The organism is Comamonas sp. FUJ_7 (genome assembly GCF_057369555.1).
The window spans coordinates 52,637-75,583 of sequence record NZ_JBXXZI010000007.1 but is presented as its reverse complement, the minus strand read 5'-3'; the positions used below and the strand labels follow the sequence as shown (position 1 = coordinate 75,583).

Annotated in this window: 16 protein-coding genes; 9 read left to right on the top strand and 7 right to left on the bottom strand. The window is 59.2% G+C overall.

Going from position 1 to position 22,947, the window contains the following annotated elements; translation table 11 throughout:
- Positions 1-9: 9 nt before the first annotated feature.
- Complete coding sequence (locus AC2I9W_RS11970) at positions 10-1,425, bottom strand: DUF1329 domain-containing protein (protein WP_486410181.1); 1,416 nt, start codon at positions 1,423-1,425, stop codon at positions 10-12.
- A 369-nt stretch (positions 1,426-1,794) separates the two neighbouring features.
- Between AC2I9W_RS11970 and AC2I9W_RS11965 the strand changes: the two genes are divergently transcribed.
- The 3 genes from AC2I9W_RS11965 to AC2I9W_RS11955 all read left to right on the top strand — a co-directional run bounded on the left by AC2I9W_RS11965 (position 1,795) and on the right by AC2I9W_RS11955 (position 4,366).
- Entirely contained in the window at positions 1,795-1,932 is a 138-nt protein-coding gene (locus tag AC2I9W_RS11965; RefSeq protein WP_486410180.1) for a hypothetical protein, read from the top strand.
- 48 nt (positions 1,933-1,980) lie between these two features.
- Positions 1,981-3,348, top strand: coding sequence for a prephenate-dependent tRNA uridine(34) hydroxylase TrhP (gene trhP, locus AC2I9W_RS11960; protein ID WP_486410179.1), 1,368 nt, complete (start codon positions 1,981-1,983; stop codon positions 3,346-3,348).
- Between the two features lie 157 nt (positions 3,349-3,505).
- The gene (locus AC2I9W_RS11955; protein WP_486410178.1) at positions 3,506-4,366 is read left to right on the top strand and encodes a plasmid replication/partition related protein; all 861 of its coding nucleotides are present in this window, start codon (positions 3,506-3,508) and stop codon (positions 4,364-4,366) included.
- Positions 4,367-4,450: 84 nt separating this feature from the next.
- Here the strand turns inward: AC2I9W_RS11955 and AC2I9W_RS11950 are convergent, their stop codons facing one another.
- Positions 4,451-4,966: a hypothetical protein gene (locus tag AC2I9W_RS11950; protein ID WP_486410177.1), complete on the bottom strand. Its 516-nt coding sequence runs from the start codon at positions 4,964-4,966 to the stop codon at positions 4,451-4,453.
- A gap of 219 nt (positions 4,967-5,185) precedes the next feature.
- On the opposite strand from AC2I9W_RS11950, the gene AC2I9W_RS11945 reads away from it, so the two are divergent.
- The 5 genes from AC2I9W_RS11945 (at position 5,186) to AC2I9W_RS11925 (ending at position 13,170) form a co-directional block, all read left to right on the top strand.
- A complete protein-coding gene (locus AC2I9W_RS11945) occupies positions 5,186-6,133 on the top strand; it encodes a LysR substrate-binding domain-containing protein (protein ID WP_486410176.1) in 948 nt (315 codons plus the stop codon).
- A gap of 298 nt (positions 6,134-6,431) precedes the next feature.
- The gene (locus tag AC2I9W_RS11940; RefSeq protein ID WP_486410175.1) at positions 6,432-7,337 is read left to right on the top strand and encodes a DMT family transporter; all 906 of its coding nucleotides are present in this window, start codon (positions 6,432-6,434) and stop codon (positions 7,335-7,337) included.
- Between the two features lie 47 nt (positions 7,338-7,384).
- Positions 7,385-7,798 (top strand): DoxX family protein, encoded by a 414-nt coding sequence (locus tag AC2I9W_RS11935; RefSeq protein ID WP_486410174.1) that lies wholly within the window; start codon positions 7,385-7,387, stop codon positions 7,796-7,798.
- A 479-nt stretch (positions 7,799-8,277) separates the two neighbouring features.
- Positions 8,278-10,461 carry a TonB-dependent receptor plug domain-containing protein gene (locus tag AC2I9W_RS11930; RefSeq protein ID WP_486410173.1) on the top strand — a complete coding sequence of 728 codons (2,184 nt, stop codon included), beginning with the start codon at positions 8,278-8,280 and terminating at the stop codon, positions 10,459-10,461.
- Positions 10,462-10,464: 3 nt separating this feature from the next.
- A complete protein-coding gene (locus AC2I9W_RS11925; RefSeq protein ID WP_486410172.1) occupies positions 10,465-13,170 on the top strand; it encodes a CHAT domain-containing protein in 2,706 nt (901 codons plus the stop codon).
- A 28-nt stretch (positions 13,171-13,198) separates the two neighbouring features.
- Here the strand turns inward: AC2I9W_RS11925 and AC2I9W_RS11920 are convergent, their stop codons facing one another.
- From AC2I9W_RS11920 to AC2I9W_RS11910, 3 genes are read right to left on the bottom strand one after another with little or no spacing between them, the layout of a single operon-like run.
- Positions 13,199-14,671 (bottom strand): caspase family protein, encoded by a 1,473-nt coding sequence (locus tag AC2I9W_RS11920; RefSeq protein ID WP_486410171.1) that lies wholly within the window; start codon positions 14,669-14,671, stop codon positions 13,199-13,201.
- A complete protein-coding gene (locus tag AC2I9W_RS11915) occupies positions 14,668-15,387 on the bottom strand; it encodes a hypothetical protein (RefSeq protein ID WP_486410170.1) in 720 nt (239 codons plus the stop codon). Before AC2I9W_RS11915 ends, AC2I9W_RS11920 begins: the two co-directional genes overlap by 4 nt.
- Before the next feature lies 1 nt (position 15,388).
- On the bottom strand, positions 15,389-15,988 hold the full coding sequence (locus AC2I9W_RS11910) for an RNA polymerase sigma factor (protein ID WP_486410169.1): 600 nt from the start codon (positions 15,986-15,988) through the stop codon (positions 15,389-15,391).
- Positions 15,989-16,200: 212 nt separating this feature from the next.
- Here AC2I9W_RS11910 and AC2I9W_RS11905 point away from each other — a divergent pair, with 212 nt between their 5' ends.
- A complete protein-coding gene (locus AC2I9W_RS11905) occupies positions 16,201-16,992 on the top strand; it encodes a hypothetical protein (protein WP_486410168.1) in 792 nt (263 codons plus the stop codon).
- A gap of 89 nt (positions 16,993-17,081) precedes the next feature.
- Here the strand turns inward: AC2I9W_RS11905 and AC2I9W_RS11900 are convergent, their stop codons facing one another.
- Both AC2I9W_RS11900 and acnB read right to left on the bottom strand, forming a co-directional pair.
- The gene (locus tag AC2I9W_RS11900) at positions 17,082-20,003 is read right to left on the bottom strand and encodes an aconitate hydratase (protein ID WP_486410167.1); all 2,922 of its coding nucleotides are present in this window, start codon (positions 20,001-20,003) and stop codon (positions 17,082-17,084) included.
- Positions 20,004-20,346: 343 nt separating this feature from the next.
- Positions 20,347-22,932, bottom strand: coding sequence for a bifunctional aconitate hydratase 2/2-methylisocitrate dehydratase (gene acnB, locus AC2I9W_RS11895; protein ID WP_486410166.1), 2,586 nt, complete (start codon positions 22,930-22,932; stop codon positions 20,347-20,349).
- Between the last annotated feature and the right edge of the window lie 15 nt (positions 22,933-22,947).

The following is a 22,947-nucleotide window of genomic DNA, read 5'->3' as shown; positions in this document are numbered from 1 at the left end:
GCGAGGGACTCAATTACCCGCGTTGCGCGCTGCCGCAGGCGTGAACATGGAAGCGTTCAAGTCTCCCTTGTTGAGAATGGGCCCCAGCGGACGCTCCTGAAACAGGTTGTAGGCCACGTAAGAACCCGACAACAAGTCGTGATAGAAGCTGGTGCCGGCATGCCAGAGCTGTGCATCAAAAGCGTAATAGTAATGCACGGCAGCCTGCTGCCAGAGCTGGCCTCTGGTGTCGTAATAGTCACTCATGACCGCCTGCCCTGTGTCTTCATCCAGAAAAAGAACACGTTTTCCGTAGAGATGTCGGTACCCCTCTTTCAGGGTTGCCTCCACGACCCAGACACGGCGCAGCTCATAGCGGGTGAAGTCCGGGTTTTCATGACCGGGCTTGAGCAAGTCGGCGTATTTCACGCCGCTTCCGTGAATCTTGTACGCATTGGCGGGAATATAGATCTCTCTCTTGCCAAGGCTTTTCCAGTTGTACCGCTCGGGCGAGCCATTGAAAAGCCGGTCAGAGTCAATCGTCATCTTGCCACCGGTGCCAGGCATGGGCGAATCGAAGCCGAAGTCCGGCACCTGGCGCACACGGCGCGTGCCGGGGTCGTAACTCCAGGCCAAACGCTTGTTTTTGCCAAAGTCCACCGGCTCCGCATTGACGTTGACACCCCCTTTATCCCGCTCTGGCAGCAAAGTGCGATTCATACCCTGCGACATCAACCCCTCCAGCGGCTTGCCCGCTTCCTTGGGCTCATAAATGGCGGCATAGGCATAGTTGTCTGCACGCCCCCAGACGATGGAGCCATCAACCAGGACATTGGCGCTATCGCGCAAAGTGTGTTCCGTATGCGCCCGAAATGGCAGCAGGTTGTTAAACGCGAGCTCCAACCCAGACTTGGGCAGCGGAAAGGGCATGGATCCCTTCACCCCCGTGACGCCCATGCCATCGCTATTCATCACGGCATCCTGGGCATTTTTGCGGGCAGCCTCACAGACAAAATCCGGATAGCGGAAGTCTCTGTGCCCCGTGTAGACCGGCATGCGGTACGTTTTGGGATGGGCTTTGAACAAGGCCTTCTGCCCTTCGGTCAGCTTGTCTGCATATTGCCCCATGTTCTCGGCCGTGATGGTGAACAGCGGCTTCTCGCTGGCATAAGGGTCTACCGGATGCTTGCCCTCATGCGGCGGGTAATTGATGCCTGGCGGTGTGCCCAGCCACTTCCCCGTGAACTCGGGCACGCCGCTGGCGGTGCCGGCCTTCTCGGCCCCCACGCAGGTCAAGGACTTGCCCAGTTTCTCCAGCTCCTCCGGCGTTGCCTTGGCTGTGGCAGCCCCCCCATCAGACCACTCATCAGGCCCGCCATCACAGGAATCACGATTTTCTGTATCCCCATCTTGCCTGTCTCCTTTGCCCAGCCTGCACTGAGGCATTTGCACCCTGTTGATGAAATGTGCTGCGGCGTGGCAGCAGCCAGCTGTCACCGGGCAGGCCGTTGTCTGTGCCCTGATGACAGTCAATTCATTCTTGGATTCGGAATAGTCCAACCCATCGTCTGAATGAACTAGGCGCATTCCCCCAAGCCAATATTCATCAAGGTTTAAGCCCACCTGAATGTTCAGGCACACAGGTAAACACCCAACACCTGCCGATTGCGCTGAAGCTGCAGGAGTGCTGTTGCACGAGAACAGGGTCAGCTTGGCGCGTGAGTCGGCTCTGCAGCAATTGCCGCAAAAGCAGGCCTTCAAAATCAACGACAGTCTGCTTCACACCCAGGCCCAGCTGCAGTATTTCGAGGGGCTGTGCCAGCTGGTGTGCCAAGGCGTGGGCACCCCGTACTGCCACTGGTCGCAGTGCAGCGCCACGAAACCGCCACCGGCGTGGTGGCCCTGCCGCTGTCGGGTGACTGGGCGAAGCGCCAGTTGCTGCAGGCTGCGTAGCCTTAGCAACTCGCAGTGAAAAGCATGTTGCTGGACAATACGGGGATCATGACCCTCAAAGCCCCTGAACTTCTGCTGCCTGCCGGCTCGCTCGACAAGATGCGTGCCGCCTACGACTTTGGTGCCGACGCTGTCTACGCCGGCCAGCCGCGCTACAGCCTGCGCGCTCGCAACAATGAATTCCGCCTGGAGCAGATCGGCCAGGGCATTGCCGAGGCGCATGCGCGCGGCAAGAAGTTCTTTCTGACCAGCAATCTGATTGCGCACAACGACAAGGTGCGCACCTATATCCGCGACATTGAGCCCATCATTGCGATGAAGCCCGACGCCATGATCATGGCCGACCCCGGCCTCATCATGATGGTCAAGGAGAAGTGGCCCGAGCAGGAAATTCACCTGTCCGTGCAGGCCAACACCACCAACTCGGCCACCGTGAAGTTCTGGCAGAAGATGGGCGTCTCGCGCATCATCCTGTCGCGCGAGTTGTCGCTGGACGAGATCGAAAAAATCCGCAACGAGTGCCCCGACATGGAGATTGAAGTCTTCGTGCACGGCGCGCTGTGTATTGCTTACTCGGGCCGCTGCCTGCTGTCGGGCTACTTCAACCGCCGTGACCCCAACCAGGGCACTTGCACCAACGCCTGCCGCTGGGAGTACAAGACGCACGATGCGCAAGTAGACCCCAACACCGGCGAAGCGCTGGGCGTGGCCATGGACAAGGGCTTCAACTTTGAAGACGCCAAGAACGACCTGGACAACCAGTTCACCAGCACCTGCGGCGACCAGAAGCGCCACCCCAAGGCCGATGCCATCTACCTGCTGGAGGAAAAAGGCCGTCCTGGCGAGATGATGCCCATCATGGAAGATGAGCATGGCACCTACATCATGAACTCCAAGGACCTGCGCGCCGTGGAGCACGTAGAGCGCCTGACCAAGATCGGCGTGGACTCGCTCAAGATCGAAGGCCGCACCAAGAGCCTGTACTACGTGGCCCGCACGGCCCAGACCTACCGCCGCGCCATTGACGATGCCGTGGCCGGTCGCCCCTTCAACCCGAATCTGATTACCGAGCTGGAAGGTCTGGCCAATCGCGGCTACACCGGCGGTCTGCTCGAGCGCCGCCCCGCCAACGATTACCAGAACTACGAAACTGGTCACAGCGTGCTGCAGCGCAGCCACTTTGTGGGCGCGGTGCGCGGTTATGCCGACGGCATGGCCGAGATTGAAACCATGAACCGCTTTGCGGTGGGCGACACCATCGAAGTGATTCACCCCCAGGGCAACCGCCAGGTCAAGCTCGAGAAGATGTTCAACCTTGAAGGCCAGCCCGTGGAAGTCGCCCAGGGCAACCCTGTGCGCGTGCGCATTCCGCTGGAAGGCCCGGTCGAAGGTGCGCTGATTTCGCGCCTGCTGTAAGCTCGGTCAACTTTGCTTTTCCAACGCCCCATACGCTGGGGCGTTGCTCTTTTTTTATAGCTGCTTCCGCGCGCCCTCTCTTGAATTTATATTGAATTCATGCTGAAAACCAATGACAGCAAGCGCCAGCAGCTCCTCAATTTGAAGAACAAACACCATGGAACTTCGCATTGACGAAGGCCTCAAGGCCTATATCGACCCCCTGACTCCCGACGAGCACGAAGCGCTGGAGCGCAGCATCCTCGCCGAAGGCTGCCGCGACTCTCTGGTCGTCTGGGGCGACCTGCTCATTGACGGCCACAACCGCTACGGCATCTGCCAAAAGCACGGCCTGCCCTTCAACACCGTGCAGGCCACGCAGTTCAAGAACATGGACGATGTGCACCTGTGGATGATCGACCAGCACCTGGGCCGCCGCTCAGTGTCCGACTTCCAGCGCGGCGTGCTGGCCCTGCGCAAGCGCGAAATCATTGCCGAGCGCCGTGCCGCAGCCGCTGCCGCCGTGAACGCTGCCAAGGCCGCCCAGCCCGCGAGCGAAGAGGCTCCCTGGGAAGGCGAGACCGACCCGGCTGTTGCCCAGGCCCTGGCCAGCGTAGCCAAAGTACCTGACGATGCGCTGGACACCCGTGAAGCGCTGGCCCGCGCTGCCCGCCTGTCGGCCGGTCAGGTCAAGATGATCGAGACGATTCAGGAAAAGGCCGCCCCCGAAGTGGTCGCCGCCGTCAAGGCCGGCGAGCTGTCGCTAAACGCCGCTGCCGTGGTCGCCACCCTGCCCATGGAAGAGCAACAGGCCGTCGCCGCCGAAGGCGCCAATGGCCTCAAGCAAGCCGCCAAGCGCGTGCGCGATGCCAAGAAAAAGCCCAAGGCCGAAAAGCCTGCAGCCGAAGAATCGGCAGACGCTGCGCCCGCAGCCAGCGCCGAAGAGCTGCAAGCCCGCGTGACCGAGCTGGAGGCCGAAAACGAGCGCCTGCGCATGCAGGTCAAGACCCTGCAGGAGCTGCTGGCCGAGCAAGGCTGATCCAGCCTCCAGCCAGAAGCCCCATGCAAAAAGGCGAGACATCTGTCTCGCCTTTTTTGTTGCCTGCCAAGATTGGCGCGATGCTCATGAAGCCCAGAGCGTGCGCGATGCCTTTTTGACCGAATCCGTCAGCATCAGCTGGCCGTTTTCCGGAGCCTGGTTTGTCTCCACCGCCATCCAGCGACCGTCGTGCTGGTAAATCACTTCGTACACCGTGTTGAAGGAATGCGCCTGCACTTCCTTGACGCCGGGCGCCAACACCAGCTTGCCGCCCTCCCGCGCACGGTTGGCCGGTACTTGTGACAGGCTCTCCACCGGCGTAAAAGTACTGTGCACCACGGAAAATGGCTTGGCCGCCTGAGCCATGGCAGGCGTGACCAGCACCACATCCGAGCTCAATGGCTGCAAGGTACTCATCACATAGGTTTGCCCGTCTTCAGCACCTACGACCACTTGCATGATCTGGTGGGGCGTGATCTGCAGCGCTGGCACCACCTCCTGCGCCCAGACTGCGGGTGCGCACAGGCCGCACAAGGCGACGGCGGTCAGGCTCTCGCGAGCCAATACGGCGTGAAACGCCTGCCAGAAAGATTGAGCCATGGTTTGTCTCCTTCGATGAATTGCGTGATTGCGTGACCGTTGCGGTAAAACTTGAAGCAGTGCTGCTTTCCGTTCTCTTTTTCGTATCGGCTTTGCATCAGGTTCAAACTTTTTGACAAGCCTCTGAAGCGAAATATCTGCAAGTACCCTCGCCACAGCGCTGACCCGCCGAGGTTCAGGCAGACTTGGGGCTTACCGTTGACTCAGGACCTCCAACCCATGCGTGACCTCAATGATCTGTACTACTTTGTTCAGGTGGTAGATCACAGCGGCTTTGCCCCGGCCGGGCGCAAGCTGGGCATTCCCAAATCCAAGCTCAGTCGACGCATTGCGCTGCTGGAGGAAGATCTGGGCGTACGCCTCATACAGCGATCTAGCCGCCGCTTTGCCGTCACCGACATCGGCACGGAGTACTACCAACGCTGCCTGGCCATGCTGGTGGAAGCAGAGTCCGCCCAGGAAGTCATTGACCGCACCCAGGTCGAGCCCCAAGGGCTGGTGCGCCTGAGCTGCCCCCATGCACTGCTGGACTACCAGATCGGCGAGATGCTGGCCCGCTTCATGGTGTTGCACCCGCGCGTGCAACTGCATCTTGAGAGCACCAACCGCCGTGTGGACGTGATCCGCGAGGGGGTTGACGTAGCGCTGCGCGTGCGCTTTCCGCCGCTGGAGGACAGCGGCCTGGTCATGAAAGTGCTGGGCGAGAGCACGCAGCATCTGGTGGCCAGCCCGCAGCTGGTGCAATCCATGGGCGGCATGCCAGAGCTGGAAGCACTGAGCGACTGGCCCAGCGTCAGCGACACGCCCAGCCAGCGCAACCCCAGCTGGCTGCTGCAAAACGCCAAGGGCGAAATGCGCGAGATTGCCTATCAGCCGCGCCTGGTCTGCGAAGACCGCCGTGCCCTGCTGCATGCAGCACTGCATGGCGTGGGCGTGGTGCAGATGCCGGCCATGTTTGTACAGGACGACCTCCGCGCCGGCCGCCTGCTGGACATTGCCCCGGGCTGGAAGCCCCGTGCCGGGCTGGTGCATGCAGTCTTTCCCTCGCGCCGCGGCCTGCTGCCTTCGGTGCGGGCGCTGCTGGATTTTCTGGGGCAGGAATTTGCGCCTTCCAGCATCCACCCACTGTCCGCCCCGATTGGGGATGAGGGCGAACTCAACCCCTGAGTCATAGGCTGCGAGTCATAAGCGCTTGCGCCGCGATCCATTGAGCCTTTGCGGCGAAAAAGCCATCTGCGGATGGCTTTTGTGTTTTTTGGCGCATCTGACTCCCTCACAAGCAATGCAATTGCGCTTGCTATGGCAGATCTCAACAAACGACAAATAGCTATATCGTTCCACTTATAGAACGCTGATAACAAATTTTGCCGGCTACTCAGCATGTCTCAATCCTCATAAATTTGAGTCATTCCTGATTCAAGCAAGACCTCTGGCACTTGCTTTCTCTTTGAACGAAGAACAAGCCATGAACGCAAAACTCTCAGCCGCCGCAGCCGCCATCCTCTGGGGCTTTACCTATGTTCTGACCACCTCCTGGCTGCCCCCCAATCCTTTGTTCCTTGCCGCCTTCCGCGCTCTGGGCGGTGCTTTGGTGCTGCTGGCCATCGTCCGCTGCGTGCCTGAACGCGCCTGGTGGACCCGCCTGCTGGTTCTGGGCACCTTGAACGCCGGTCTGTTCTTCAGCCTGTTCTTTGTCGCCGCCACCCGCCTGCCCGGTGGTGTTGCAGCCACCTTTCAGGCGCTGACGCCACTGGCGGTGATCTTCATCGCCTGGGGCGTGCTGGGTGCAAAGCCCCCCATGATCAAGATTGCCGCTGTGATTCTGGGTGCACTGGGCGTTTCGCTGGTGGTGCTTACCAGCTCCGCCGTGCTGGACTCCATCGGCATTGCCGCCGCCGTGGGCAGCATGCTCTCCATCGCCGCTGGCGGTGTGATGCTCAACAAGTGGGGCGCCCCTCGTATGCCTTTGCTGGGCTTTACCGGCTGGCAGCTGCTGATTGCCGGTGTGGAACTGGCCGTGGTGGCCCTGGTCATGCAAGACCTGCCTTCTGGCCTGAGCAACAGCAACATCCTGGGTCTGGTTCTGCTGGCTGTGGCACTCACTGCTGTCCCCTTCGCCCTGTGGTTTGGCGCGATTGAGCGCGCCGGTGCCGTGGCCGTGGCCCCCTTCATGCTGCTGACCCCTGTGACCGCCTTTGTGCTTGATGCACTGGTCAAAGGCGTGCAACCCAGCAACTTGCAACTGGTGGGCGCAGCTTTGGTGATGGGCGGCCTGATGCTCAGCCAGCGAGGCTCTGCCAAGCCCCATGCTCATGCCCACAAGCATGCGCACCCCGCCAAGGCCAAAGCCAGCGGAAGCGCTGCCCACTGAGTACTGCCCCCAACCGCCCATCCATTCAACACTGCAAGAAGATCACCATGCTCAACACCCTGCTGCAATCGCGCATCTACTACACCCTGGCAACTGCTGTGCTGACCTATATCTTCTGGTGGAGCGGGCTGAACAAAGTCTTTGACTTTGCCGGAGCCATGGCAGAGATGGAGCATTTCGGGCTGCGCCCCACAGCCTTGTTCGCAGTGGCAACCATTGCGGTGCAACTGCTGGGCTCTCTGGCCATCATCACCGCCAGCCGCTGGGCCTGGCTGGGAGCTGGCGCTCTGGCAGTCTTTACGCTATCTACCATTCCCCTGGCCCACCGTTTCTGGGAAATGGAAGGCATGGTCGCCTTTCTGGAAAAAGCGCTGGTCCAAGACCATGTCAGCGTCATCGGCGGGCTGGCTGTAGCGGCAGCACTGGCCAGCATGAAACGCAAAGCGACTTTGCTTGGGTAAACAGCACGCATCGTCTATTTACTGCAAAGGGGCACCGATTGGTGCCCCTTTTTGTTGTGCCCAACCTTCACATTGGCGCAAGCACATCGAATCCATCGTTTTATTTCAAAGCAAATATTCATTTGCCCCAATAAATGATCCAAGTCAATTTTCAACACTGAATATGTTTGCGCACACTTTCATAAATCTTGGAATTTATGAAATCAATCTATAGGCCAAAGATAACGAATCTCAAAAAAGTTCAATAAATTTAGATGCTGGATATCAAAAATCAAATCTCCACTCATAGAATTATTCGGATTACTCAAAGTTACAAACATTAAGTACCTGCCTACATAGCATGAATCTCTAGCGATATTGGGTTATCAAAGATAAATCCACGCCATAGATTCAGCACAGATCAATCGTTTCAGTTTCTCCAGAGTGCATCGCATAGCCCGGCTTGCGATGCACTTTTTTGTAACCCGCATTTATCCATCGTGCACTTCACTCCCGCTTACCCTCTCTCCCGCTTATCACTGCAGCTGAGCGCAGTTCTCTCCATTCTGGCTGGCTCTATGGCTCAGGCCGCTGAGCTTCCTGAAGTCAAAGTTTTTGGACAACACGAGTCTGTACTCGATACGCTAACCACGGCCTATGACCGTTCTGCGCTGACCAATGAAGGCGATGGCAGTCTGGACGAATTCCTCCGCCGTCAACCCGGCGTGAGCGTGGACTCCCAAGGGTTTATCTCGCTGCGCGGCATGGGCGAGGGCTATACGCAGGTGCTGCTCAATGGCCAGCAAGTCGGCGCACTCGATGGTGGCTCAATGCTGGAAGGCATCAGCATGGAGATGATCGAGCGGGTGGAAATTGTGCGCGGTGCATCTGCCGCCGATAGCGGCGCAGGTATTGCGGGCACCATTCGTATCATTACCCGCCAGGCCACTGGCCCGGTAGAGCGCAAAGCCAGCGTCCGCGCCAGCTTCTCGCCACGCGGTGCGTTTCATCATCAGGCAGCACTGGCAACAGGCGGGCGCTCCGAGCAGCTGGAATGGCAACTCAATGCATCGGTAGCGAATGGTGAGAAGAAAATCGATTCACTGGCGCACGACCACAAGGTATACGTTGGCGACGAAGCCTTCGCCAACAGCTACAGCGGCGAAAAAAGTCTGGTGCGCACGACCCAGGCCGTACTGGCAGGCGAAGTGGCATTGCGCCCCACAAGGCAAGATCGCATCGGCCTGTCATGGACCGCTGAGATCCTGCCGGAAAAGCGCAGCACAGAAGGTGATTTTCGCCAGATCACAGAAGCACCGGCCTATGACTACATAGACATCTACCGCTCACGCTGGCAGGCCAAAGAAAGTGCATCTCCCTCCTGGAGCTTCATGCCTACGCTACGCTGGGATCACCAGTTACAAGGCGGAGGTGCATTCCAGGCCGAAGCCGGCAGCAGGCAGCAGGGCAGCCACGAAAGCTATCAATTTCGCACTCTGGAAGGCGGCTTTATAGGCGGTAGCGACGAACTCAGCCACCACCGCCAGCGCGACTATCACACAGGCTTCAAGTGGACACAGCCGCTCAATGCGGCCACTCGTGTGATGCTGGGTGCCCAGTACCGCACCGAGCGCAGCAACACCACGTATTTTGAAGAAGCCGAGAGCTTTGACGACAAGCTCAAGCGCAATACCAGTGCGGCTTTCACCCAGTTCAACTGGTCGCCTTCTGCACAGTGGAACGTTGAGGCTGGCCTGCGTCATGAACGTATTGCGCTGACGCCTCCTGCCGAGTCCGAACTGGACCGCCGCACTCAAAACCTGTGGCTGCCTTCCCTCAATATTGGCTACAGCCCCAATACCCTGCAGCGCTGGTACCTGCAACTGGCCAAGACTTATCGCGCCCCAAAATTCAGTGACCTGAGTGCCTATGTACGCGAGCGTGACGGCAATTTCACTCAGCCGGATCTGGGCGGCAACCCCTATCTTCGCAACGAAACGGCAGTCGGCCTGGAACTGGGATTCAGCCAGACGCTCATGCAGGGTGAACGCAATGCGGGCCAGTTCCGCGCCAACGTGTTTGCCCGCGATATCTCCAATGGTCTGACCAAGGAGCTGACCTCCTACCTCGCTGAAGGTTGGAATGGAATGATGCAAGAGCGCTGGATGCTGACACCTGTCAACCGTGGCAAAACTCGCATCTGGGGTCTGGAAACCGGCGTGCGCTATGACCTGCCAAAGTCGTACGGCTTGCCCGTCAGCCTGCGTGCCGACCTGACCCTGACCCAGTCTCGCGTCACAGGTCAGGCCTCTCCCTCAAGACTCATGGGCCAGACGCCCGCGACGCTGGACCTGGGCTTTGATGTCAACACCCGGGGCGCAGGCCCGCTGCCCGACCGCATGGGTGCCACGCTGCGCCTTGAGGCTGGCTACAAGTCCCGTGTAAACCCTGAAATGTGGGCCAAGATCAAGCCCATGGCGAATCTGCACCTGAACAGCATGTGGAAGCTGGACAGCAGCACTCGCCTGCGCGCGCAGCTATCAGGCCTGGGTAATGACTGGCGCTCGACCTACTACCCCGTTCCTCGCGGCGAAGTCTATGAACCCGAAGTCGTCGCCCAGACCATGCAGATTCGCGCCAAGCGCTTCTGGTCTGCAGCCATCATGCTGGAAAAGGACTTCTAAGCCATGAAGCAGGTGCCTCACATCAAACGCCTTGCAAGTCTCTGGATCACGGTAGGGCTGCTGGCGTCTGCGATGGTGCCTGCCTCGTCAGCCGAAGAAGCCCGCGCGACGGCTGCAGCTGCAGCAACTAAACGCCCGGCCATTACCATCGCACAGCGAAACCGCCTTGCAGACCTGCACGACAAGGGCGATTTCGCAGCGCTGCGAACACTGGTGCACCAGTTAGAGCAAGAGCGTGACCCCGACAGCATGCCGCTCTTCGGGGTGTTTCAGGCTGCGGTTCTCATCCATGATAAAAAACCGCTACAAGGCTCTCCCATATTGCGAGAGGCGCTCTCAAAACTAAAGCAGCAGTGGGAGCAGGCTGCAACGCCAGACCATGGCCAGGCTTACGCTCTTGCGCTGCATATGCAAGCCAATCTGTACGATGCGCAAGCCCAGAAAGAGCAGCGCGATGCCAGCCGCGACCAGAGTTACGCCGTTGCACTGCAGGCGCTGGGGCCGAGCCACCGCAGCACCCAGTGGCTGCTGTATTTGCGCATGTACGACGCCATTACCGTGGGCAACTACCCACTGGCGCTGCAACTGGCTAATGAACTGGAGCCACAGCTACCCCAGCCACTGAAGCGCTGTGTGGAAGACCTGTGCCGCAGCTTTCGCTTTCAGCGCGCCAGTCTGGCGGGGTCCATGGGCGAGCCAGAACTGGCTCTGCGAATGTCCAAAGAGCTGATGCCCGGACTGAAAAACGACCCGCACCATGCTGCCTGGAACGTCTATCACCTGATGTACCTGACCAAGCACCTGAAGCTGAGCAAGGAATACCAGCACTGGTGCGCACAGGCCAAGGCCATGAGCAAGCGCCCGGAATTTCGAGATATGGAAGGTGTGAACCGAGCCGTAGCCCAGTGCATGACCGGCCCCAAAACCGATGACAAGCAGTTTCAGCGCCTGATAGCGCAAGAGATCAAGCTGCGCGGCGCGGGCAGCGATGGTCACGCCTATCTGTTTTTGCAGCAGGCTGAGAACTTTGGCAGACAGGAGCGCTATGCGGAAGCTGGACTGGCCGCGGCGCAGGCCTGGGCCATCGGCATCGCCCGGCAAATTGACCACTGGCAATGGGTGGCACCCAAAATCATTGGTGAGACCATGGCCGACCGGGAGCGCTATCCCGAAGCGATTTACTACACCAAGCAGGCCATCAATGCACAGCAACGCCTGCTGCGCAACGCCAAGAATCTTCCTACCAATCAATATGAATCCATACTGCGCGCTGGTGGCGCCATGTATGAGGACTTGGCCGAATGGCTGCTGCAATACCAGCGCTTTGCAGAGGCCGAAAAAGCCCTGACACTGGCCCGCGAGCAAAGCTATCACCGACTGGTTCGCAGCTATCAATCCACGCAAAGCGCGCTGGAGTTCACCCCTGCCGAACAAGCCCACGACGCAGCCATCCAGCCGCTGCAGACCTCGCTGCAGGCAGCCTGGCTCGACAGAGAAAACAATAGCAAACAGCTGCCAAAAACACTGGCCCAAGCTGCAAAGATTCTGGATCAGCGCCTGCCTGAATCCTCCACCAATCAAGCACCCGCGACCCGCCTGAGTACGCTGGCCGCCAATCAGACTGAGGTGCGGTATCTGCCCGCCCATGAGCATATTTATGTGGTCATCCGCCGCGGCCACCAGCCTGAGCAGCATCTGCGCCTGCCACTCGCGCAAAAGCAGCTGACGCAAGACATTGCCCTGCTGCGACGCGAGCTGCAGCAGCCCGGCAGCAACCCACAAGCTCAGGCCCAGAAGCTCTACCGCCAGCTGTGGCAACCGCTGATGCAGTGGCTGCCGCAACCCATGCCTGAGGCTGCCGCCGGGCAGGCCCCTGAAGTGCGCGTGCATCTTGAAGGAGCGCTGCGCTACCTGCCCATGGCCGCATTGCATGATGGTCAGCATTGGCTGGGCGAATCCTATGCACTACCGCAAGACACAGGCGTCACCGCCAGCGCGGAAGTCAACCCTGTACCAAAGACGGCGTTGACCCGCAAAGGCTGGAGCCTGCAAAGCTCAAGCCGCGCTGCCGCAGATTTACCCCCCCTGCCCAAGGTGAGGGAAGAAATTAATGGACTGGCCCAGTTGGCCACCACCAGCGGCATTGAGCACGATGCGAGCCAAGATGATGCCTTCACCGCCGACAGCCTGCGAGCAGCCTTGCAGTCGCGCAAGGTGGTGCATCTGGCCAGCCACTTCCGACTGCTGCCGGGCAATGGCCAGGCATCGGGCCTGTATCTGGGCAATGGGCAGTTGCTGACGCTGGGCGAACTCAACGATCCCAGCTTTCGCTTTGACGGGCTGGATCTGCTGACCCTCTCCGCCTGCGAAACCGCTTTGCCATCAGGCCCTTCAGAGCAAGGCTTGGCCGTGGACAGCCTGGCCTGGATGGCGCAGGCACGCGGCGCACGCAATGTCCTGGCCAGCCTGTGGGCCGTGGCAGATGAGGGAACACAGGAGCTGATGCACGCCTTCTACAGCGCTCTGACCCAGGGCATGCCACATGCCCAGGCTCTGCGCGCTGCTCAGCTGGCACTGCTGTCGTCTGAAGGCAAAGCTTCTCAGGCCCAGACCCGGGGCCTTGTTACCAGCACAACCCACGGCAGCGGTGACACGCTGGCCCACCCGTATTACTGGAGCGGCTTTGTGCTGCTGGCTGCGGCGCAGTAAGAGCCTTTACACGCCATACCAATCAAAGCTACTTCACCGACTGCCAGCCCAGCTCCATCTGCCAGGAGTGGCTGGGCAAGACGGCTGAGGCATCTTCAATCCAGCGCCTGGAGTCTGCCGGTGCCACCACCCAGATCAATGACTCAGGCCGCTTCTCTGGCTGGTTGATCAGCAGTGTTTTTTGCCAGCTGGCCGGGCGACCCGGAAGTCCCTGCGGCAGCAGGGCAGCGTCAGCTGCACGCTCGGGGTAAAGCGCTTGCCAGCGGCCTTGGCTGCTTTCGTAAAAAATGCGCACATACAAGGCCTGCGCAGCCGAGTTGACGAGCTGCAAATCAAACCGCGTCCCTAAAGCCAGTTGCCCCAGAAACTGTCGCCCAGCCGCCAGCTTTACCAGATCCATGCGATTGATGGGCTTGCTTGGCTCTTGCACCGTCAGCAGCAGTTGCAGACCGGCTGGCAAGCTCCATGACTGCCCGTGGTTGGCGAGCGATGCAGGTTTGCTCCAGCCTGGCAGGCTCGCCCGAGTCCACAGCGGTGCCTGCAAGCTGCCCTCAAACACAGGCGAAGGCCATTGAGACTGCGCCACCGGCCCACTGCGTGCCAGCTGTGCATGCAAATCCAGCGTACGCTGAGCCAGCGATGAGTAACGCTCCGCCGCTGCAGCACTCGTCAGTGCCTGCACCATCGCATAGGTGAATACGCCTTGCGGCTGGCCGTTCAGCGTCCACTCCGGCGTGCGCTGCATGTCATCACAGGCATAAAGGCCCACAAACCCCGCAGGCCGCGGCCTTGCCGGCGGTAATACAGCGGGCAAGGCATCGCCCGAATGATTGCTTGCAGGCCTGCGGCTTTCCTCCAGCTCTTCCAGCTCACTCACTCTCAGCCCGCGCCACTGCACATCTTCAGTCACTGAGCGCGTGGCCGATGAGGCATAGCACACGTCCATGACGGTAAACACATGTGCACCCAGCGCCAGAAAATCATCAATCGCCGCACCCAGTTCGGCATCGGCCACGGCTCCGCGCAAGGGCCAGCCGTCTAAACCTGACTGACGCACAGCATCTGAGGCCAGCAAAAAAGTGCTTCTACCATCTACCTCCGCCGCCGCTTTTTTCGGCCCTGGCGCACGCACAGCATGGCCTGACCAGTACAGCATCACGGCATCACCGGGGCGAATGCGCTGGCGCAGATCTGCAAAGGCTTTGAGAATGCTTGCGCGCGAGGGCATGTGCGCATCAGGCAAAGCAGCAGGCTGCGCCATGGCGTTGTCGGCCAGTGTCTTGATGTCAGCGGGTTTGAAGCCATGCGCCTGCAAAGATTGCCGCACCAGCACCACATCATTGACCGGCCCCTTCAGCCAGAAGCGCCGCGGCTGATTGAGCAAAGCGCTGACGCCAATCAGCAATGCATGGCGGCGCGGTGCCTGCGCAGCCTGAAGCAAAAAACTCTGCAGGGACACACTGGCAGCGCCCCCTGCTTGCAACAAGGCTCTACGCTTCATGGCAGCAGCTGTGCTTGCTCCACTTGCGGGTGCGCCTTGAGCTTGGCCAGCAACACCTGTGCATCGGCATTTTTGCCCCCTAGCTGCAACAGCCACGAGCCATCGGCTTGTGCCAGCCACGCTGCAGGTACATCAGCGCTCAAGTCGCGGGCAATGGTGGTCAGGTCAGTGCTCAGACTCTGCGCCTTCAGTCGCAGCTGAATGCGTACACCGCTGGCTTGAAGATCATCCAAATCCAGCGAGCGCCAGGCTGGTGTATCGGCATCCGCCTCAACCACAGGCTGGCCTGAGCCCGGCCCAGCCGCAATCCACGCGGCCTGCCCCACCACCAGCACTACGGCCATTGCCGCAGCTGCATTGGCCCAGCCAGGATGCCCCAGCAACCATTGCAGCCAGCGCGCAACCTTGGGCTCGCGTGCAGCAGCCTCTTTGCTGGGTCGTGGCGATACTGGCTGCACAAAACTATCGGCCTGCATACGCTTTTCCAGCAACGCCCATGCTGCATCCGTGTTCTGGCTGGCAGCCTCATCTCGAATGGCTGCACGCGCGTCTCTGAGCCACAACGCCTGCAAAGCAAGCGTCTTATGCTTAGCCTGCATATCTTCCATCCAGGCAGCAGAATCGTCACTGAGCTGACCCGCAAGCCAGGCAGGCAGTTCACTGTCAAAACGCTCTTGCTCCTGCGAGCTTGGCTCTGAGTTTTGATAGGCAGTCATTTCAGTTCACCTCCAGCCTCAGCCATTGCTGCAGGCAGGTGCGCAGATTCTTGCGTCCATGAAACAAACGGGTCTTGACGGTGTTTTCAGGACATTGCTGCGTCTGTGCAATATCGACCAAGGGCATGTCTTCCACCGCCCAGAGCATCAGAGCCTCTCGCTGCAGGGGGTTACGTAAACGCATCAGGCAATACAGCACGGCTTTTTTATCCTGAGCAGCATTGAGCCGCTCTTCAGGGCCTGGCGTGTCATCGGTCACTGAAGTGAAATCATCATCACCTGCAGCCTGCTCCACCTGCACTCGGCGCTGCCAGCTTCGCCGGCAATCCACCGCTTTGTTTCGCGCCAGCGTATATAGCCATGTATTAAAGGCAACGCGCCCGTCATAACGCAAAGGGTCGGTCCAAATATCGTGAAAGACGTCAGCGGTTACTTCTTGCGAAAGCATTACTGCTTCATCTCCGCATATTGCCAATTGCATGTGAACAAAGGCCTGAACCTTGCCAGCCCATTGCTGCCAGACAGTGCGTAATGCCTTTTGATCCCCTAGATGCATGGCATGCAATAAATCTTGCACCGACCGAGAACGCTCCATGACCATATTTAAATCTAGGGGTAACAAAAATAACTGCGGCAATCATAGCCGTTAACCACAGTGGAGCGTAAGACACACACAGCAAATGCAAAGAATGTGTCAAAAAGTTTGAACCTTTGTGAGCCTGCCAACGAATAAGGGGGTAACCGCACATTTCTTTGAAATGAGCTTGATTCTCAGGCAGCGGCATTTTGATGACCCACAATAGGAGAAAACCAATGCAGCAGACTTTTACCGCCAAACTGGCTCAGATTTCGATTGCCATTGCTTGCGCTTCCATGCTGGCCGCTTGCGGTGGTGGTGGTAGTGACGGCGACAAAAAGCCCAGCACCGAACAGCCTGGTGGTGGCAGCAACAGCGGCAGTGGTTCGGACAACAGCCCGAAGTTCACGCCCTCGAGCGAAAAGACAGTGGCTGAGGACGCCACCACAAAGAGCCAGTACGGCGACAAGGTCGCTCCCGTCACCTATACGCTGCATAAGCAAGATCATTCTGTGATGACCCTGAATGGTCAACGCTATGGCGATGCCACCATTTGGAGCATTGACCTCGGCGACATCAAATTGAGCTCGAATGATGGAGGCAATAACGCAACCTGGAGCGGCACACTGCCAACAGCTCGCAGCAAGTTCTTTGCAGATGAAGCGGTGCTGATGGCTTGCGCTGGCACTTGGGACAAATACACCAATATCGCCGTCAGCGCAGCAGCAACCAAGCCAGCCAGCCTGGCCGAAATGGCTGGCTCTTATGATGAGTTCTCCTGCGGAATCGAGGGCATCAATGGCGATACCGCAGCATTCATTGTGGCCGCCGATGGCAGCGTTAAATCCTCAGAGGGCATGGTCGTCGACACAGCACAGCTGTTCAGCGCCAAGGGCTGGTCTCCCGAGCCCGGCTTCACCATGTGGGGTGCTGCCTACATGGTGAATGGCTACAAAATCATCATTTTGAAAGACTCCGAAAATGGTGAAACAGCACAAACCGTGTCTATTTCTGGCCCAGCCAAGTAATACCTTCTAATGGTTGGTGAAACCACGCCAACCGCCCATAAAAAACCGTGCCCTGAAAGCACGGTTTTTTGATGGGCGACTCAGAGCCATCAGCTCAGCAGCTGTCTCAGCACATAAGGCAGGATGCCGCCATGGCGGTAGTAGTCCACCTCGATCGGCGTATCGATACGCAGCTTGACTGTCACCGACTGCTTGCTGCCATCAGGCCTTGTGATGATCAGCTCGGCATCGCTTTGTGGCGCCAGGTCTTCGGCAGGAATCACGTCGATGAACTCTTCGCCCGTCAGACCCAGACTTTGCCAGCTGTCCTTGCCTTTGAATTGCAGCGGCAAGACACCCATGCCCACCAGATTGGAGCGGTGAATGCGCTCGAAGCTGCGTGCCACCACGGCCTTGATGCCCAGCAGTTGCGTCCCCTTGGCCGCCCAGTCGCGGCTGGACCCCGTGCCGTACTCCTCACCCGCCAGCACCACGGTGGCCCGGCCTGCTGCCTGGTACTTCATGGCGGCGTCGTAAATCGCCATTTTTTCGCTCTTGCCGTGATCGTCGCGGTAGAGCGTCAAACCGCCCTCCTCGCGAGATCCATCGGCCGCAGCCGGAATTATCAGATTCTTGATGCGCACGTTGGCAAAAGTGCCACGCATCATCACCTCATGGTTGCCCCGGCGCGAACCATAACTGTTGAAATCGGCCTTTTGCACTCCGTGCTCAAGCAGCCACTTTCCAGCGGGCGATGTCTCTTTGATAGAGCCTGCGGGTGAAATGTGATCGGTGGTGATGGAATCCCCGAACAAAGCCATGATGCGGGCCCCATGCACGGCATAGGCGTTTGAGCTTTTTTCAGCTGCAACGCTTGGTTCACCTGCGCCAGGCGCTTTCAATTCCAGAGCAAAATCGGCAAAAAATGGCGGCTCGGCGATATAGGTGCTCTGAGGCCAAGTGTAGGTAGACCCCGTCACGCCCTGGATTTTTTCCCAGAGCTTGCCCGGCTCGCTGGCCACTTGCTCGTAGTTGCTACGGAACGCCTTGCCGTTCATGGCGAACTTGATCAGGGCTTGTATCTCCTCGCTACTGGGCCAGATGTCGCCCAGATACACGTCCTTGCCCCCCTTGCCCTGGCCCACCGGCTCGGTCATCAGGTCCTTGCGTACCGTGCCCGCTATCGCATAGGCAACCACCAACGGAGGGCTGGCCAGAAAGTTGGCCTTGATATTGGGGTGAATGCGCGCCTCGAAGTTGCGGTTGCCCGAGAGCACGGCAGCGCAGACCAGGTTGTTCTGCGTGATGGTGGCATTGATCTCGGGGGTGAGATCACCCGCATTGCCGATGCAGGTGGTGCAGCCATAGCCGGCCAACGCAAAGCCCAGTTTTTCCAGATAGGGCAGTAGACCCGCTTCGCTCAGATACTTCGTGACCAGGCGCGAGCCTGGGGCCAGCGAGGTCTTGATATGCGGTTTGACCTTGAGGCCAGCCTCCACCGCCTTTTTGGCCAGCAGGCCTGCCGCCAGCATGACGCTGGGGTTGGAAGTGTTGGTGCAGCTGGTGATGGCCGCAATCAGCACATCGCCGCTGCCGATATCAAAGCTCTTTTCTCGGGGCTTTACCGCCTGGCTGGCCTCTGCGGCAATGGCACTGGCTTCGGCCTTGCCAGTCTTGGGCGTATTACTCACCATCTCGGCCTTGTTGCGCTCGGCATCGGTGGGCAGCGGCTTGCTCTCTGGCTGCAAGGCTTCGGGACTATCAGGCGTCACCAGATGACGGCGCGTCAGTTGGTCGGCGGGCAGGTTGAAGCCATTTTGTGCCACAGGAGCGCTGAACAGCTCATCAAACTGCCCGGCCACATGGCCGATTTCGATGCGGTCCTGCGGGCGTTTGGGCCCGGCCAGGCTGGGGGCCACCTTGCCCAAGTCGAGTTTGACCACCTGCGAGTAATCGATCTCGCCCGCCTTGGGGACCCCAAACAGGTTCTGGGCCTTGAAATAGGCTTCGAAGGCCTGAATCTCGCTCTTGGTACGGCCCGTGCCCTTGAAGTACTCGATGGTCTTTTCATCGACCGGGAAGAAGCCCATGGTCGCCCCATATTCGGGCGCCATATTGCCGATGGTGGCGCGGTCGGGCAGCGACAGACTGCGCGTGCCTTCCCCAAAGAACTCGACAAACTTGCCAACCACTTTTTCCTTGCGCAGGATTTCCGTGACGGTGAGCACCAGGTCGGTCGCCGTCACACCTTCGCGCAGCTGCCCTGTGAGCTCAAAGCCCACCACGTCGGGCGTGAGGAAGTACACGGGCTGGCCCAACATGGCCGCTTCGGCCTCGATGCCGCCCACACCCCAGGCCACCACGCCAATGCCGTTGATCATGGTGGTGTGGCTGTCGGTGCCGACCAGGGTGTCGGGGTAGTAAACATCACCGTCCTTGCCCCCCTTGGTCTTGTGCACGCCGCGCGCCAGATACTCCAGGTTGACCTGGTGAACAATGCCAAAGCCCGGCGGCACCACGCCAAAGGTATCAAAGGCCTGCATGCCCCATTTCATGAACTGATAGCGCTCCTGGTTGCGCTGAAATTCCAGCTTCATGTTCAGGTCCAGCGCCTTCTTGGTGCCGAAGTAATCGACCATGATGGAGTGATCGACCACCAGGTCCACGGGCACCAGCGGCTCAATGGACTTGGGCTTCTTGCCCAGCTTGGCGGCGGTGCTGCGCATGGCGGCTAGATCGGCCAGCAGGGGCACGCCCGTAAAGTCCTGCAGCACCACGCGCGAGACGACAAATGGAATTTCCTCTACACGCTCTGCCCTAGGCTGCCAGCGCGCCAGCTGCGCCACATGTTCTTCGGTGATCTTCTGGCCATCGCAGTTGCGCAGCACAGATTCGAGAACAATCCGAATGGATACCGGCAGCCGCTTGATTTCAGGAAATTGCTTGGCCAGCGCTGGCAAGGAATAGAACTTTCCTTTCTTGCCATCTTCGGTTTCAAAAGACTTCAGCGTTTTAGCAAAAGCATGAGGCATCGTGAGACTCTCCATCAATGAGACACAGGGAAGCACTTGTTCTCTTGCATTGTGCACATAAGCGCTGACTGCGTGATGTGGGACGGAATACTTTCATCCATACACGCTGTGCCCGTCGGCCTTTCTGCGCCTTTTTCATGGCAGTGCATGAACATACAAATCTATAAAAACAATAGCGCATTGCGCCTGTCAATAAAGAACCTCAGACACTTTTTAGCCTGAAAGTATTGATTCCTGAGCGCTCCCAGCTATCAAAACAAAGGCAATAAAAAAGCCCGCGCAAAGAATGCACGGGCTTTTGGCATGAGAGGCCGGAGCAATCCGGCTGACTCATGAGGCTTGATTAAACCTTGGCGGCCACTTCAGCGTACTCAGCGATTTCGTTGAAGTTCATGTAGCGGTAGACGGAGGCCTTGTCGGCATCGATCACGCCCATTTCCTTCAGGTACTCTTCCTTGGAAGGCAGGTAGCCCAGACGCGAAGCGATGGCTGCCAGCTCGGCCGAGCCCAGGAACACTTGCGTGTTCTTGCCCAGGCGGTTGGGGAAGTTACGGGTGGAAGTCGAGATCACGGTCGCACCTTCACGCACCTGAGCCTGGTTACCCATGCACAGCGAGCAGCCGGGCATTTCGGTACGCGCACCGGCGGTGCCGAAAGCCGAATAGTGGCCTTCCTTGATCAGCTCGTTCTGATCCATCTTGGTGGGAGGAGCCACCCACAGCTTGACGGGGATGTCACGCTGGCCGCCCAGCAGCTTGGCTGCGGCGCGGAAGTGACCGATGTTGGTCATGCAAGAGCCGATGAAGGCTTCATCGATCTTGGTGCCGGCCACGTCGGACAGGAACTTGGCGTCATCAGGGTCGTTGGGGCAGCAGACGATAGGTTCCGTGATGTCGGCCAGATCAATTTCGATGATGTGGGCGTACTCGGCGTTTTTGTCGGCTTCCATCAGGTCGGGCTGGGCCAGCCAGGCTTCGACCTTCTCAATGCGGCGCTGCAGCGTCTTGGCGTCCTGGTAACCGTCGGCGATCATGTTCTTCATCAGAACGATGTTCGAAGTCAGGTATTCCTTGATCGGCTCAGGATTGAGCTTGATCGTGCAACCGGCGGCAGAACGCTCGGCAGAGGCGTCGGACAGCTCGAATGCTTGCTCGACCTTCAGGTCTGGCAGACCTTCGATTTCCAGGATGCGACCCGAAAATTCGTTGATCTTGCCGGCCTTGGCAACGGTCAGCAGACCTTGCTTGATGGCGTACAGAGGAATGGCGTGCACCAGGTCGCGCAGGGTCACGCCAGGCTGCATTTGACCCTTGAAGCGCACCAGGATGGACTCAGGCATGTCCAGAGGCATCACGCCCGTCGCAGCCCCGAAAGCCACCAGACCCGAGCCTGCTGGGAAGGAGATACCGATAGGGAAACGGGTGTGCGAGTCACCGCCGGTACCTACGGTATCGGGCAGCAGCAGACGGTTGAGCCAGCTGTGGATCACACCGTCACCAGGACGCAGGGCCACGCCGCCACGGTTGCTGATGAAATCAGGCAGTTCACGGTGGGTCTTCACGTCCACAGGCTTGGGGTAAGCGGCTGTGTGGCAGAAGGACTGCATCACCATGTCGGCCGAGAAGCCCAGGCAAGCCAGGTCCTTCAGCTCATCACGGGTCATGGGGCCGGTAGTGTCTTGGGAACCCACGGTGGTCATGCGAGGTTCGCAGTAAGTACCGGGGCGCACGCCCTGGCCTTCAGGCAGACCGCAGGCACGGCCCACCATCTTTTGGGCGAGCGTGAAACCGGCATTGGACTCTGCAGGAGCCTGGGGCAGACGGAAAGCAGTGGATGCGGGCAGACCCAGGGCTTCACGAGCCTTGGCAGTGAGCGAACGACCGATGATCAGGTTGATACGGCCACCAGCTTGCACTTCGTCCAGCAGCACGTCAGACTTCAGCTGGAAGTTAGCGACGGTTTCACCGTTCTTTTCGATCTTTCCAGCGTAGGGGTAGACGTCGATCACGTCACCCATTTCCAGCTTGGACACATCGACTTCGATAGGCAGCGCGCCGGAGTCTTCTTGCGTGTTGAAGAAGATAGGAGCGATCTTGCCGCCCAGGGTCACACCACCAAAGCGCTTGTTAGGCACAAAGGGAATGTCCATGCCGGTGGCCCAGATGATGGAGTTGGTGGCGGACTTGCGCGAAGAACCGGTACCGACCACGTCACCCACGTAGGCAACCATGTGGCCCTTGGCCTTCAGGTCTTCGATGAACTTCATGGGGCCGCGCTTGCCGTCTTCTTCAGGCTTGAACGCCGCGTCAGCACGCGTGTTCTTGAGCATGGCCAGGTAGTGCAGAGGAATGTCGGGACGGCTCCAGGCGTCGGGAGCGGGCGACAGGTCGTCGGTATTGGTTTCGCCAGGCACCTTGAAGACGGTGACGGTGATCTTTTCTTCGACCTTGGGGCGCGAAGTGAACCACTCGGCATCCGCCCAGCTTTGCATCACTTCCTTGGCCTTGGCGTTGCCGGCCTTGGCCTTGTCTGCCACGTCGTTGAAGAAGTCGAACATCAGCAGTGTCTTCTTCAGCGCGTCAGCAGCCACGCCAGCGACTTCGGCATCGTCCAGCAGCTCGATCAGAGAGTGAACGTTGTAGCCGCCCACCATGGTGCCCAGCAGCTCGGTGGCCTTGGACTTGGAGATCAGCGCCACGCTCAGGTCGCCGTGAGCGACGGCAGCCAGGAAGGAAGCCTTGACCTTGGCCGCGTCGTCCACTCCGGGTGGCACGCGGTGGGTCAGCAGATCCAGCAGAAACTCTTCTTCGCCGGCGGGCGGGTTCTTGATCAGCTCGATCAGCTCAGCGACCTGCTTGGCATCCAGAGGCAGCGGTGGGATGCCCAGTGCGGCACGTTCTGCCACATGGTCACGATAGGCTTTCAACATGGGTTCTCTCCAATG

Coding starts and splice junctions, on each gene's coding strand:
- acnB (WP_486410166.1), bottom strand. CDS start 22,932: ATGTTGAAAGCCTATCGTGACCATGTGGCAGAACGTGCCGCACTGGGC.
- AC2I9W_RS11935 (WP_486410174.1), top strand. CDS start 7,385: ATGCTCAACACCCTGCTGCAATCGCGCATCTACTACACCCTGGCAACT.
- AC2I9W_RS11900 (WP_486410167.1), bottom strand. CDS start 20,003: ATGCCTCATGCTTTTGCTAAAACGCTGAAGTCTTTTGAAACCGAAGAT.
- AC2I9W_RS11940 (WP_486410175.1), top strand. CDS start 6,432: ATGAACGCAAAACTCTCAGCCGCCGCAGCCGCCATCCTCTGGGGCTTT.
- AC2I9W_RS11955 (WP_486410178.1), top strand. CDS start 3,506: ATGGAACTTCGCATTGACGAAGGCCTCAAGGCCTATATCGACCCCCTG.
- AC2I9W_RS11945 (WP_486410176.1), top strand. CDS start 5,186: ATGCGTGACCTCAATGATCTGTACTACTTTGTTCAGGTGGTAGATCAC.
- AC2I9W_RS11950 (WP_486410177.1), bottom strand. CDS start 4,966: ATGGCTCAATCTTTCTGGCAGGCGTTTCACGCCGTATTGGCTCGCGAG.
- AC2I9W_RS11910 (WP_486410169.1), bottom strand. CDS start 15,988: ATGGTCATGGAGCGTTCTCGGTCGGTGCAAGATTTATTGCATGCCATG.
- AC2I9W_RS11915 (WP_486410170.1), bottom strand. CDS start 15,387: ATGACTGCCTATCAAAACTCAGAGCCAAGCTCGCAGGAGCAAGAGCGT.
- AC2I9W_RS11970 (WP_486410181.1), bottom strand. CDS start 1,425: ATGCCTCAGTGCAGGCTGGGCAAAGGAGACAGGCAAGATGGGGATACA.
- AC2I9W_RS11925 (WP_486410172.1), top strand. CDS start 10,465: ATGAAGCAGGTGCCTCACATCAAACGCCTTGCAAGTCTCTGGATCACG.
- AC2I9W_RS11920 (WP_486410171.1), bottom strand. CDS start 14,671: ATGAAGCGTAGAGCCTTGTTGCAAGCAGGGGGCGCTGCCAGTGTGTCC.
- trhP (WP_486410179.1), top strand. CDS start 1,981: ATGACCCTCAAAGCCCCTGAACTTCTGCTGCCTGCCGGCTCGCTCGAC.
- AC2I9W_RS11905 (WP_486410168.1), top strand. CDS start 16,201: ATGCAGCAGACTTTTACCGCCAAACTGGCTCAGATTTCGATTGCCATT.